This is a genomic window from Pyramidobacter porci (genome assembly GCF_009695745.1).
Classification (GTDB): domain Bacteria; phylum Synergistota; class Synergistia; order Synergistales; family Dethiosulfovibrionaceae; genus Pyramidobacter; species Pyramidobacter porci.
Map to the genome: position 1 here is coordinate 35,269 of NZ_VUNH01000008.1, position 12,238 is coordinate 47,506.

Here is a 12,238-nt window from a genome sequence, read left to right on the forward strand (position 1 = left end):
GATTTTTTCAGCCCGACCGCCGCGGCGCGCACGCTTTTGGTCAGTCGCGTTCTTTGGGTGGACAGGGGACTTTATAGACAACGGCGGTGAGAACGGGGATGACGATCAGGGTCAGGATGGTGCTCACGGTGAGCCCGGCCATGATGGTGACGGCCATGGGGCCGAACATCAGGTCCCAGATCAGCGGGACCATGCCGAGCACGGTAGTGAGCGCCGACATGGCGACGGGCCGCAGGCGGCTGACGCCGTCTTCGACGATGGCTTCGTAGCGGTCGCGCCCGGCGGCGAAATCGGCGCTGACCTGATCGAGCAGCACAATCGAGTTCTTGGCCAGCATGCCCACGAGGCTGAGCGTGCCGACGATAGCCAAAAAGCTCATGCTCATACCGGCCAGCCACAGGCCGCCGACGACGCCGATGAGAATCAGCGGCAGCGCGCCGAATATGATCAGCGGCTGGCGAAAGCCGTTAAACAGAAACACCATGATCGTGAACATGATCAGCAGCGCGGGCAGAAAGGCCACCTTCATGCCGCCGACGGCGTCGTCGGAAAGTTCTTTTTCGCCGCCCCATTCCAGCGAGTAGCCCACGGGCAGCCCGATGGCTTCGATGGGGGCGCGCACGCGCTCCAGCATGGCGTCGGCGTTATGCCCCAGTTTGACCTCGCTGGCCACGGTGAGCACGCGGCTGCGGTTGCGGCGCATGACGATGTTGTCTTCGTAGTCGACGTCGAGGGACGAGATCACGGTGCCCAGCGGCACGGTGGCGTTCGCGGCCGGCGCCCAGACGGGCAGCGATTTGATCCGGTCGATCTGATTGCGCTGCTCCGGCACGAGGGCCGCCAAGATCGCCAGCGTTTTGTCGCCGTCGCGGAAGGCACCGATCGGCAGCCCCGTAGTGGCGATGAGCAGCGCCTGATTGATCTGCGGCCGCGTCAGGCCGAGGTTCTGCATCTGATCCTTGAGCACGCGCGGATGGATCACTTCCACTGGCTGGCGCCAGTCGATGCGCGCGAAATTATGGCTGGGATCGGCTTCGACGATGCGCAGCGCCTGCGCGCCCAGATCGCGCAGCACGGCCGGATCGTCGCCGTAGAAGCGGGCTTCGAGCTTCGGAGCCATGCCGCTGCCCTTGGAGAAGAGCTTGCACACGCCCGTCAGCTGCGGCATTTCCTCGTCGAGACGCTTTTGCGTCCGCAGCAGCATGGCACGTGTGTCTTCGGGGTCTTTCATCTCCACCAGCAGCTGCGCGTAGGCCGTGTCGGGATCGGGCGGCGAATAGGTGAGCATGAAGCGCAGGCTGCCGCCGCCGATAAAATCGGTGACGTTTTTCACGTTGGGCTGCGAGCGCAAAAACCGCTCCAGCTCCATGGCGGCGGAGCGCTGCGCCGCCAGCGACGCGCCCTCGTCGCTCCACAGATCGACGGTGTAGTAGACCGTGTTGGCGTCCGGGAAGAACGACGTGTCAAGGCGCGTCAGGCCCCAGCAGGAGAGCGCGAACAGCGCCGCCGTCAGCGCCATCGAGATGGAACGATGGCGCAGGCACCCTTCGAGCAGGGCGCGGTAAGCGCGGAACAGCGGCCGGTCGTAGGGATCGCCCTTCTGCGGCGACGGCTTGAGCATGAGCTGTCCGAAGACGGGCGTCACGGTCAGGGCCGCCCCCCAGCTGAGCATCATGGAGATGCCCACGACCTGCAGCAGCGAGCGGCAGAACTCGCCCGTGCTGTCCTGCGACAGGCCGATAGGAGCGAAAGCCAGCACGGCGATAAAAGTGCCGCCCAGCATGGCCCATTTGGAACCTTCCACGGCCTGATCGGCGGCGTCTTCGGCGTTCATGCCGCGCTCCACGCCGACGAGCATGCCCTCGGAAACGACGATGGCGTTGTCCACCAGCGAGCCGAGCGCGATGATCAGCGAAGCCAGCGAGACGATCTGCAAAAAGATGTCGCAGGCGTTCATGATCGCGAACGTGCCCGCCACGGTGAGCAGCAGCACGGCGCCGATGATCAGCCCGGTGCGCATGCCCATGAACACGAGCAGCACGCCGACGACGATGGCCAGCGATTCGATCAGGTTGACGATGAAATTCTGCACCGAGCGCGTCACCTGGTCGGACTGCATGTAGATTTCGTTCAGCTCCATGCCGATCGGGCGGTGCACTTCCAACTCGCGCAGGCGCTTCGAAACGCCCTCGCCCATCGTCACGACGTTGCCGCCGGCGACCGTGGCGATGCCGATGCCCAGCGCCGGACGGCCGTTGAAACGCATCATGAAACTCTGCGGATCGACGAAATCGCGTCGCACCGTCGCCACCTCGCGCAGGCGGATCAGCTGCCCGCCGACGCCGCCGATGACGAGGTCGCCGATGTCGTCCACCGACATGATGGCGCCCGTCGGCGAGACGCGCACAAAGCGGTCGCCCAGCGTCGTCGTGCCCAGCGCCGAGAGCGTGTTCTGCTGGTTCAGCACGTTGAATATAGCGTTCGGCGGCAGCCCCAGCGACGACAGGCGCGTCGCCGAGAACTCCACGTACACGGCTTCCTTCTGCTCGCCGAGGATCTTCACGCTGGCCACGCCGGGCACGAGCACGAGCTGTTTTTTGAGGAAATCGGCGTAGTCCCACAGCTCCTTCATCGTGTACCCGTCTCCGACGAGCGCATAATACTGACCGTAAACGTCGCCGAAGTCGTTGTCGACCATGATCGTGCTGCCGGCGGGCATGAAGACCTGCACGTCGTTCAGCTTCTGGCGCAGCACGTCCCAAATCTCCGGCAGATCCTTCGACGTGTATTTGTCCTTGATGTCCACGTAGACGATCGCCATGCCGGGGACGGAACGCGAGCGGATGCGCTTGATCTCGCCCATGGCCTGCACGGCGTCCTCGACGCGGCTGGTGACTTCGCGTTCAACTTCGTAAGCCGTGGAGCCCGGATAGACGATGGTGACCACGGCGGTCTTGATCGTGAACGAAGGATCCTCCAGCTTGCCGATGCGGAAATACGCCGCCACGCCCGCGACCGCCGTCAGGGCGCAGAGGAACAGGACGACGGCGCGGTGTTTCAAACTGGCGCGCGCGACGCTCACTGCCGTTCGCCGGATTTCAGCAGGCGGACTTTCTGCCCGTCCCGCAAAAAATGCACGCCGGCCGTGACGATCAGATCGCCGTCGCGCAGCCCCTCACCGCTCACCTCGAGCCGATCGCCCTTCCAGCCGGCCACGGCCACGGGCGCGCGGCTGACCTGCCCGTCCTCGAAGCGCCACAGCCAGTGCGCGCCGTTCTCTCCGGCCAGCACGGCCGGCTCGGGCACGAGAAAGCGTTTTTCCGCTGCACCGGCGGAGAAATCAACCGTCACGGTGACGGCCATGCCGGGCAGCACGCGCGCGCCCTCGGGCTGAGGCATGGTGACGGTGACGGGGTACGTTTTGGTGCGCGGATCGGCCTGCGCGGCGAATTCCTTGAGGCGCACGGGAAACGACCGGCCAGCGATGGCGTCGAACTGGGCCTCCATGCCGAAGGAGGCGGCGTACCGCGCCAGATCGCGAGCATCGATACCGGCCGGCACGGGGACGCTGAGCACATCCTTGTCGGGCACGGCGAAGACGATCTCCAGCGCGGAAATGTCCTGCAGGCTGAGAACGGGCTGCTTGGGCAGCACATCCTGAAACTTCTCGGCCATGCGGTCGACGACGACGCCGTCGAAGGGAGCGCGCAGCTCGGTGTCGCGCAGCGCGTCGGCGGCCGTGCGCGCCTGGGCCTCGGCCTGCTGCACGGCGGAGCGCGCCACGTCCAGCTGCGTCTTGTAGGCGTCGTACTGCGCCGCGGCGATGACTTTCTGCCTGTAAAGCTCGTCGTAGCGTTTGAAGTTGGTGGCGGCGTCGCTGTACTGGGCGCGCGCCTGCGACAGCGCGGCCTGCGCCTGCGTCAGGCGGGTCTGGAAATCGCGCGGGTCGACGCGCCCCAGCAGGTCGCCTTTTTTCACGGCAACGCCCTTTTCGGCCGGCAGTTCGAGCAGCGGCCCCGAGACGCGGAACGACAGATTGACGCGCTGCGCCCCCTGCACGGTGCCGAAATAGCGATGTACGTTCTCGCCCGCGCCGCCGTTGAGCCTGACCGTGCGCACGGGGCGGACGATCTCCGGCTCGGGCTTCGGCTCGTGCAGCTGGCGAAATCCCTCGATCCCCGCGCAGGCGGCGAAGATCGCGGCCAGCCCGGCGGCCGTTTTCAGCAGCGAAAAAGCGGAAAACTTTCTCATCCTCATTCCTCCAGTGCCATTCTTTCCCTTTCGCGGGCGGCGCATCGCGCCCGCGGATCCGACGAACCTGTCGCGTTGATTGTATCACGCGCGCCCGGCCTTTGCACGGACGGCGCGGACAAAACCGCCGCGGAGCGGCGCGGGAAGAAATTTCGTCATGCGATTAGCACCCCGCGGAAAGCGATTTTATGAAAAGAGCCTTTTGAACCGCGGCCGACGAAAAGCGGCCGGAAGCCGATGGATCCTCGATCATCAGCCTCCGGCCGCTTTCCATGTTCCACGTGGAACACTGGTGTCGGTCAGCGGTTTTCCGTTTCATCATCCGCGGACGATGAAGCGTTCATCTGTTCAAAGAGATTCTGCGCGGCCTCCCGTGCGCGTTCGCATTTTCCCGCCGAAAGCCTGGCGCCGCGTAACATGCCGCGCCCTTCCAGCCTGTTGATGAGGCGCGTCGTGCCGACGGCGCCGTTCAGGCGAGCCAGCCACGTCCACTTATAGGCCTCCTCGTCGTCGCGGGGCACGCCGGCCCCCTTGCTGTACAGCTCGCCAAGAGCCTTCTGCGCGGGAGCGTAGTTCTGACGGGCGCTTTTCAGGAACCACGAAGCGGCCTCAGCCAGATTTTGTCCGACGCCGCGGCCGGCGCGATAGCAGCCGCCAAGGCTGAACTGCGCCAACTCGTTGCCCTGGCGGGCGGCGCGCAGATACCAGCGGGCCGCTTCGTCGACGTCTTTCTTCACGCCGGCGCCCCGTTCGCACAGACTGGCGTAACGTTCCTGAGCGGCGTCGCTGCCCTGCTCGGCGGCCAGCCGGTACCATTTGGCCGCTTCGAAGGGTTCTTTTTCGCCGCCCCAGCCGTTTTCGCAGATCTGCCCGAGCAGGAACTGCGCGCGCTCGCGCCCCTGACCGGCATAGACACGGCAAAAGTTCGCCAGCGCCGCGTAAATTTCGCCGCCGCGCCGCGCCAGATCTTCGTGACGGGCCAACAGGGCGCCTGCCCGGACGCGTCCCTGAGTCACGCCGAGGCTGCCGCGCCGTAGCTGCGCCTCCACATAGCAGGGCACGGGAGCGTCGGGATGGAGGCGCTGCAGTTCCACCGCCATGCGCCGCGCCGCGCCGTCCTCGTGGTTGAACCACGCCGTCAGCAGATCCAGCGTCTCCACGGGCGCGTTCACGTTCGCCAGCACGCGCCAAAAACCGCGGCGAAAATGCGTCATGTCGAAATCGCCGGACTCCATGGACTCGAGCACCACAGGGCTGATCTGCGTTTCCGCCTCGAACAGCACGTTGTTGCGCACGGCCGTCATCCCCGCCTTGCGGTCGCCCAGCGCCCAGCTGACCGTGCCGTAAAAGAGATTGTCGAGCCAATCGCGCGGCCCGATGTTCTCCCTGATCTCGGCCAGCAGCTCTTTGAGGCGGGACGGCGGCAGGCTTTTGTCGAGCAGAATGCGCTGTTTGGCCGTCTGCACCTTGTACGGGTCGCGGCGCAGCACGCGCCGCCACTGGCGGTCGAACTCGTCGAAGCAAGCCAGCGCCGTCTTCACATCGCCGCAGCGGCCGGCCGCCTCGCCATAGTAATACCAGAACGGCGGATAGGCGCCAAAAGACTTCTTCAACGCCGGGAACATCAACAGCGCTTTGTGCTTGTCGGGCTGCGCCAGCGTCTGCTCGAGATAGTCCAGATCCTCCTGGCTGATGCGGTAGGCGTCGGGCAGGCGGTATTTGCGCAGCAGCGCCCACGAGTCGGCCAGCAGCTCCTTCTGCAAGTCGTTCAGCGCCGTCAGCGCTTCTTTTTTCAGCGACCACATCTTCTGATCCACCGTGTTGCGGATCTCCGCCATCTCGCTGCGGTAACCGAAATAAGCCGTGATGCCGCCGCTGAACAGCGAGGCGAAGAAACTGTCGAGGTCGCCGCCGACCGGCCACATTTTCGACAGCGACGAGATCAGGGCATGATGCTGCTGCTTGTCGTACACGCCCTGAAAAACTTTGCCTTCCTCCTCGGTCAGACGATAGGTGTTGATCGTGTCCAGCAGCCGGCTGTAAAGTTTGACGATCTCGCCGTCGCTGGCGATGTCGCCGAGACTGAGATTGTTGATGATGCTGCGGTACTCCTGATCGAGCACGATCCGGTCGCGGCTGGCCGTCATGTGCTTGACCGAGACCACGGCCATGTTCAGCGCCACCGCCGTGTTGACCGGATCGTAATCGTCGGCCGCCGACGCCGTGGGCACGACGCACAGCCACAGCGCCGCCAGCGCTGCGGAAATTCTCCTGATGAACCGTTTCATTGTGATCGTCTTCTCCCTTCCAACGGAAAGAACGCGCTCGCGCTTTCCCCGTAGAATTTTATTATACACAATCAGCGAGGCGCGCGTAAATTCCTGCCGAAAGCAGACGACGAGCGCCTTTGCCAAAATAAAAATTCCCCGCGATATTTCGCGAGGAATCGATGATGAGCATGCACGTGGAAGCGAAAAGCGCTTTACCTTCTACGATTATTGCCTATTTCCCTTAAGGTCCTCATAAAGAGTATCCGTCCAGGCTGCGTCAATATGTCTGAGCATGGCAGCCCGTGCGGCCTCCGGACGATGATCCTTCACCATTTCGTAAATCTCGCTATGCTCCCGGCTGTACGTCGTGAGAATTTCTTTGGGCAGCAGTCCGTATTTTTTCCTCAATGAATTTAATTCGGCTTTCACCGAGGTAAAAATCTTGGACAGAAGCTGATTGCCGGCAATATCCATCAGCATTCTATGAAAATTCTGATGCGCTTCTGTGATATCCGCACCAGCTGGTGGTTCAAGTACATCGTGCAACTGTTTAATCTGCTCGGGAGTGGCGCGCTTTGCCGCCAAATAGGCCGCGTGCCCCTCCAACAGATCGCGCATTTCCTTCAGTTCCCACAAAGAGTTGCTGCCAAAGGCGGTCGAGGCCAATTGCGGCCCCTCAATATTCTGCAATGCATCCTCAGTTATAAAGGTGCCGCTGCCAGGGTAGGCTTTGACAATGTTCGCCAGCGCCATGGCTTTCAAAACCTCTCGGATACAATTACGACTCACCTGAAACTGCTGAGCCAGAACCATTTCTCCCGGCAGCCGCTCACCAGGTTTCCATTGTCCGTTTTTTATTCCGTCGATCAGCTGAGCAAGGACATTGTCGTGCAAAGACGCCCGATTAGCTGGCTTTATCATGCCATACGTCACTCTTTCCTGATTGATTATTTGTAGTATTTTTAATTATAACATGCCTTACAAGGCTGTCCAATATTTAATAGAGAAAGCCAACAGAAATGATCGCCTTATTATCTTCGAAAAAATTTCTGAAAAATGCAGGAACTTTTTTGAATGTCGTTTTGTTGGCCTATAACATACTTCCAAAGAATTTATAGTTCATTCATCATTTATTGTGCTAACAGACTAATAAACGTAATATTCCTCTGTTATTTTGTCTAGTCCATACTAAAAAATGAATTAAAAAATAAAGTATTATATTTCATAATAATACACATTCCTGTTTAGCAATTGACTTCCTCTGGATTAAATGTTAATGTTCTATTGTTGAACATGTTCGATGACTCGCCTATTTGACGTATAATTCTTTTGTTTTATGTGGTCGATCGTACAGGAATGGAAATTTAAATTAAGTGGAGGTGACCACCATGAATGATTCGGGAACGCATTGTGTTTTGAGATGCGCTGCCGATAAACTGCAGGATATTCTTCTCGTCCTGCTGATAACGATCGTGGCTTCGCTTGTGTTCGTTCAGGTCGTCCTGCGCTACATTTTCCACGCGCCGCTGATGGGTATTGAAGAGTTGTTGCTATTTCCGACAACATGGCTCTTTATGATTGGCGCTGTCAAAGCTTCGTCTGAGAAAACTCAGATCGTCGCCCGAGTGCTGGAGGTCTTTCTGAGAACTCCTCGCTCCATAAGCGCTGTCCGCGCTCTCGCATCGTTCTTTACCTGCTCTGTGCTTGTCTGGCTGATTCGTTGGGGTTATGACTACTTTAAATATCTGATCCGCATGGAGAAAGAGAGTCCCACGCTCTACCTGCCGACGATTTGGTATGAAGGGCTTGTTTTTGTCGCACTGATTCTCATGCTTGTCTATTCCTGTGTCGAGCTGTACGAACATATCAGTCATTTTAGGCACGGTACTGCGGCCAGTCTGCGTCAGGAGGGTGAATGATCATGGTTAGTCTTGCTCTGGCGTCGCTAGGGGTTCTTATCATTCTGCTGACCTTTGGCGTGCCGCTCCCGTTTTGCTTTGGCGGGGCGTTGGCTTATATGAGTATTATCGGCGGCGTCTCCATGAAGGGAATGCTCATGTGGGGACTGCAGCAGATTCTCAGCCCAACGCTACTTTGCGTACCATTGTTTATCTTCGCCGGCGGCCTCATGGGAATCAGCGGCATTGCCAAGTATCTGCTTGACTTTGTCGACGGTTTCGTAGGACGTAAGAAAGGCGGATTGGGCGTAGTGGCAACGGTAACCTGTGCGATCATTGGAGCCATTTCCGGCAGCGGTTTTACTGGCGTGGCAGCAACAGGGCCTCTACTGATCCCCAGAATGGTGGAACGAGGTTATCCGCGCGGCTATGCGACTGCCCTGATTACCGATTCGTCCATTCTTGGTCTGTTAATTCCGCCCAGCGTGATCATGATCGTTTTCGGCTGGGTCACGGAGACGTCAATTCTGGCCTGTTTCCTTTCCACGGTCATTCCTGGATTGCTGGTGACTTTGCTGTTCTCGATTATTAATCTAGTTTGGTCACGCCGGTTCCCGCTGGTGCTTGAACCGGAGACCAGCAAAGCCGAGCGTCGCAAGGAAATCATGCGCCGCGGTTGGAAAGCCCTGCCCGCTTTGATGATGCCCGTTATTATCCTCGGGGGCATCTACGGCGGAGTGATGACGCCAACCGAAGCTGCGTCCGCTGCCATTATCTATTCAATTCCAATCGGCATTTGGGTCTACGGCGGCCTCAAAGGCAGGGATTATTTCCGCATCGCCAAGGATTCAGCCGTCTCCGTCGGTTCAATTATGCTGATGATCATGTGCAGCATGATGCTGAGCCAAACGTATGTCATGCTTCAGATTCCCCAAAGTATCGTCAAAACGGTTTTCGGCATCACGCAAAACAGGACGCTACTTTTGATTCTGATTAATTTACTGCTTCTGTTTGTCGGCATGATCGTCAACGACTTGACCGGAGTTATTCTCGTGGCGCCGCTGCTTCTCCCGTTGGTAAAGGCCATCGGCATCGATCCCATTCACTTCGCCGCGATTATGGGAGTGAACCTGGCGATCGGCGGCGTCACTCCGCCCTACGCAAGCATTCTCTACTTGGGGATGCGCGTCGGCGATGTGGAATTCACCGATATTCTTGGTCCCGCTATGGTGTTTGTGCTTCTAGGTTATCTTCCGGTCATGATCATGACGTCGTTCTGGCCCGCGTTGTCTCTGTGGCTCCCCAGCCTGCTGGGGTACGTTGTTCTCCCTTAGGGGCTCTGTTGCCAAAGGCAATAAAATCGATTCGATGTTCTAATTTTTTTCAGGAGGCGATGGTTATGAAGAAGTTTGGTATTGTCGTACTTGCTGCGCTGTTTTGCTGCTCCAGCGTCTGTGCCGCGGAAAAGACCTATACGTGGAAGATTTCTACGATTCGTCCGGCCGGTACCGCCATAGACAATGATGTGAAAGCTTTCATCAAAGAAGTCAAAACCAAGTCCAACGGCCGAATCAACATCGAGATTTACCCCAACGCTCAGCTCGGCGACTACACGGTGGTGCAGGAGCGTATCAGCGTCGGTTCCGTGGAGATGGCTGTGCAGTCCATCAGCACATCGGTGGACCGTCAGTTGCAGATGGTCAATCTGCCCTATCTTGTCAAGGACTGGAGCGGCATCCGCAAAAATTTCCGCACCGGTTCGCCCTTCATGAACTGGCTTGCTGAACGTCTTGCCAAACAAGACATCAAGCTCTTAGGCATGTGGCCCTCCTACTTCGGCGGCATCGCGCTTGCCAAAGAACCGCCCAGCCCCGGCAATCCTTCCGTCAACAAGGGCTTGAAGGTCCGCGTCATGCCTCAGAAATCCTACGAACTGCTCGGCGAATCTCAGGGCTACATGGCTACGCCTCTGCCTCTGGCTGAGACATTCACAGCCTTGCAGACCGGCATTGTCGACGGCATTTTTGGAGCCGGCGCTGAGGGCTATTATGCCAATTACCGCGACCTGGTAAAGTTCTATATCCCTTCCAACACTCACGTTGAAGCGTGGCCTTTGATTATGAACATGGAGCTGTGGGAGTCCCTTTCCGACGGAGACAAGAAAATCATCGTCGAGGCCGCCAAGCACTTCGAAGATCATCGCATGGAAGTCGGCGAAGCGGATACCGCGTACAACGAAAAACGCCTTGAGGACTACGGCGCAAAGATCATCCGTCTTACCCCCGAGCAGCTGACCGCCTGCGCTGAGGCCGCCCGCAAAGCGATTTTCCCCGCGATCCGCGAAGCCATCGGTCCAAAAAATTTTGACGCCGTCGTCAGTATGATCAACGAGTAAGAAATCTGCTTGCTTTATGGAAAAGAGTCATTCTCTTTTCCATTTTTTTCCGATTCCAACTTGTTCAACAGCTTGCGTTTCCAGCATAACATTTCAATCGCTCTGTGGAGGTGTAGAAGTTATGGAACTCTTTCACTTAAGAAGGATCAAGATCGCCGACATCACATTGTCAAACCGAAATGCCGTAGAAAACGGCAATCTTTATGTCAATGAAGCCGAATTGAGAGCGATGCTGCTTGAGGATCGCCACCTTAAAGACGTAAGGATCGAAGTGGCGCGTCCTGGCGAAAGCGTGCGCATTGTTCCCGTAAAAGACATTCTCGAACCTCGCTCACGCCTGAACGACGACGAGGAATCCTTTATCGGCACCATCACCGACGCTAACTACCAAGCGGGAACCGGCACATCGATCGTGATGGACGGCGTATGTGTCGTTACATCAGGCAACATGGTCAACTTTCAAGAAGGGCTGATCGATATGAGCGGCCCCGGCGCGGAATTTAATCTATTTTCAAAAAAGTGCAATCTCGTCTTGGTCATGGAGCCTGCCGAAGGCATCACCAAGCCTGAGCACGAACGTGCCGTCCGCCTTGCCGGCGTTCGTGCCGCCCGCTACATCGGCGACATCGGCCGCGGCGTGAAGGAGTTCAAGGAAGTGACCTACCCGGTATACACGCTGGAAGAGCGCCTTGAAAAGTTCGCCAAGCTGCCCAAGGTCGTCTACGTCTGCCAGGCTATCGCCGAGGGCCTGCTCCACGACAACTATTTCTACGGCGTGAATGCCCAGGGCTGCCTGCCCATGCTCTGCAATCCCACCGAGCTTATGGACGGCGCGGTCGTCAGCGGCAACTGCGCCGCGCCTTGCCACAAGCATACCACCTACCACCACCAGAACAATCCGCTCATCGAAGACCTGCTCGACGAAGACGGCAAGACAATCAATTTGATGGGGATCATTGTCGCACCGGTGAAGACGGCTTTCGCCGAAAAGGAACGTATCGCCCGCCAGATTCTCAAGACCGCCCAGATGCTTGGCGCTACGGCGGCCATTGTCAGCGAAGACGGCGGCGGCAATCCGGAAGCGGATCTGATGATGGCCGCCCGTTACTTTGAAAAAGTCGGTATCAGAACCGTGCTTGTTACCGACGAATACGCCGGTTCCGACGGGGCCTCCGCGGGACTTGCCGACATCACGCCCGAGGCTGACGCAGTGATCACCAACGGGAACGGCAACCAGCGCGTCATCCTTCCGCCCATGGACAGGGTCATCGGCGTGATCGACGCGGTCGACTACATCACCGGCGGTCATGTAGGCAGTTTTCGTCCTGACGGTTCCATTGACATGGAAATCGCCGGCATCATGGGTTCGACAAACGAACTTGGCATTGAAAATCTCAAGACTGTGGCCATCTAGGAGGAAGAGA

Annotated in this window: 8 protein-coding genes; 4 read left to right on the forward strand and 4 right to left on the reverse strand. The window is 58.6% G+C overall.

All coding sequences use genetic code 11. The features are described 5' to 3' along the window. Positions 1 to 40: 40 nt before the first annotated feature. The 4 genes from FYJ74_RS07950 to FYJ74_RS07965 all read right to left on the reverse strand — a co-directional run bounded on the left by FYJ74_RS07950 (position 41) and on the right by FYJ74_RS07965 (position 7,442). Positions 41 to 3,082 carry an efflux RND transporter permease subunit gene (locus tag FYJ74_RS07950; RefSeq protein ID WP_320634406.1) on the reverse strand — a complete coding sequence of 1,014 codons (3,042 nt, stop codon included), beginning with the start codon at positions 3,080 to 3,082 and terminating at the stop codon, positions 41 to 43. Further along, positions 3,079 to 4,251 carry an efflux RND transporter periplasmic adaptor subunit gene (locus FYJ74_RS07955; protein ID WP_195838858.1) on the reverse strand — a complete coding sequence of 391 codons (1,173 nt, stop codon included), beginning with the start codon at positions 4,249 to 4,251 and terminating at the stop codon, positions 3,079 to 3,081. Before FYJ74_RS07955 ends, FYJ74_RS07950 begins: the two co-directional genes overlap by 4 nt. A 299-nt stretch (positions 4,252 to 4,550) precedes the next feature. Continuing rightward, positions 4,551 to 6,539 (reverse strand): tetratricopeptide repeat protein, encoded by a 1,989-nt coding sequence (locus FYJ74_RS07960; RefSeq protein WP_154529047.1) that lies wholly within the window; start codon positions 6,537 to 6,539, stop codon positions 4,551 to 4,553. A gap of 207 nt (positions 6,540 to 6,746) precedes the next feature. Continuing rightward, the gene (locus FYJ74_RS07965) at positions 6,747 to 7,442 is read right to left on the reverse strand and encodes a FadR/GntR family transcriptional regulator (protein WP_154529048.1); all 696 of its coding nucleotides are present in this window, start codon (positions 7,440 to 7,442) and stop codon (positions 6,747 to 6,749) included. Positions 7,443 to 7,909: 467 nt separating this feature from the next. Between FYJ74_RS07965 and FYJ74_RS07970 the strand changes: the two genes are divergently transcribed. The 4 genes from FYJ74_RS07970 to FYJ74_RS07985 all read left to right on the forward strand — a co-directional run bounded on the left by FYJ74_RS07970 (position 7,910) and on the right by FYJ74_RS07985 (position 12,228). Continuing rightward, positions 7,910 to 8,440, forward strand: coding sequence for a TRAP transporter small permease (locus FYJ74_RS07970; RefSeq protein ID WP_154529049.1), 531 nt, complete (start codon positions 7,910 to 7,912; stop codon positions 8,438 to 8,440). Positions 8,441 to 8,442: 2 nt separating this feature from the next. Next, the gene (locus FYJ74_RS07975; protein ID WP_154529050.1) at positions 8,443 to 9,753 is read left to right on the forward strand and encodes a TRAP transporter large permease; all 1,311 of its coding nucleotides are present in this window, start codon (positions 8,443 to 8,445) and stop codon (positions 9,751 to 9,753) included. Positions 9,754 to 9,818: 65 nt separating this feature from the next. Continuing rightward, the gene (gene dctP / locus FYJ74_RS07980; RefSeq protein WP_154529051.1) at positions 9,819 to 10,814 is read left to right on the forward strand and encodes a TRAP transporter substrate-binding protein DctP; all 996 of its coding nucleotides are present in this window, start codon (positions 9,819 to 9,821) and stop codon (positions 10,812 to 10,814) included. Positions 10,815 to 10,935: 121 nt separating this feature from the next. Continuing rightward, complete coding sequence (locus FYJ74_RS07985; RefSeq protein ID WP_154529052.1) at positions 10,936 to 12,228, forward strand: glycine/sarcosine/betaine reductase component B subunit; 1,293 nt, start codon at positions 10,936 to 10,938, stop codon at positions 12,226 to 12,228. The last annotated feature ends 10 nt before the right edge of the window (positions 12,229 to 12,238 follow it).

What these genes read in the sequence shown, in the direction of transcription:
- FYJ74_RS07975 (WP_154529050.1), top strand. Translation starts at nt 8,443, where the DNA reads ATGGTTAGTCTTGCTCTGGCGTCGCTAGGGGTTCTTATCATTCTGCTG.
- FYJ74_RS07970 (WP_154529049.1), top strand. Translation starts at nt 7,910, where the DNA reads ATGAATGATTCGGGAACGCATTGTGTTTTGAGATGCGCTGCCGATAAA.
- dctP (WP_154529051.1), top strand. Translation starts at nt 9,819, where the DNA reads ATGAAGAAGTTTGGTATTGTCGTACTTGCTGCGCTGTTTTGCTGCTCC.
- FYJ74_RS07955 (WP_195838858.1), bottom strand. Translation starts at nt 4,251, where the DNA reads ATGAGAAAGTTTTCCGCTTTTTCGCTGCTGAAAACGGCCGCCGGGCTG.
- FYJ74_RS07965 (WP_154529048.1), bottom strand. Translation starts at nt 7,442, where the DNA reads ATGATAAAGCCAGCTAATCGGGCGTCTTTGCACGACAATGTCCTTGCT.
- FYJ74_RS07960 (WP_154529047.1), bottom strand. Translation starts at nt 6,539, where the DNA reads ATGAAACGGTTCATCAGGAGAATTTCCGCAGCGCTGGCGGCGCTGTGG.
- FYJ74_RS07985 (WP_154529052.1), top strand. Translation starts at nt 10,936, where the DNA reads ATGGAACTCTTTCACTTAAGAAGGATCAAGATCGCCGACATCACATTG.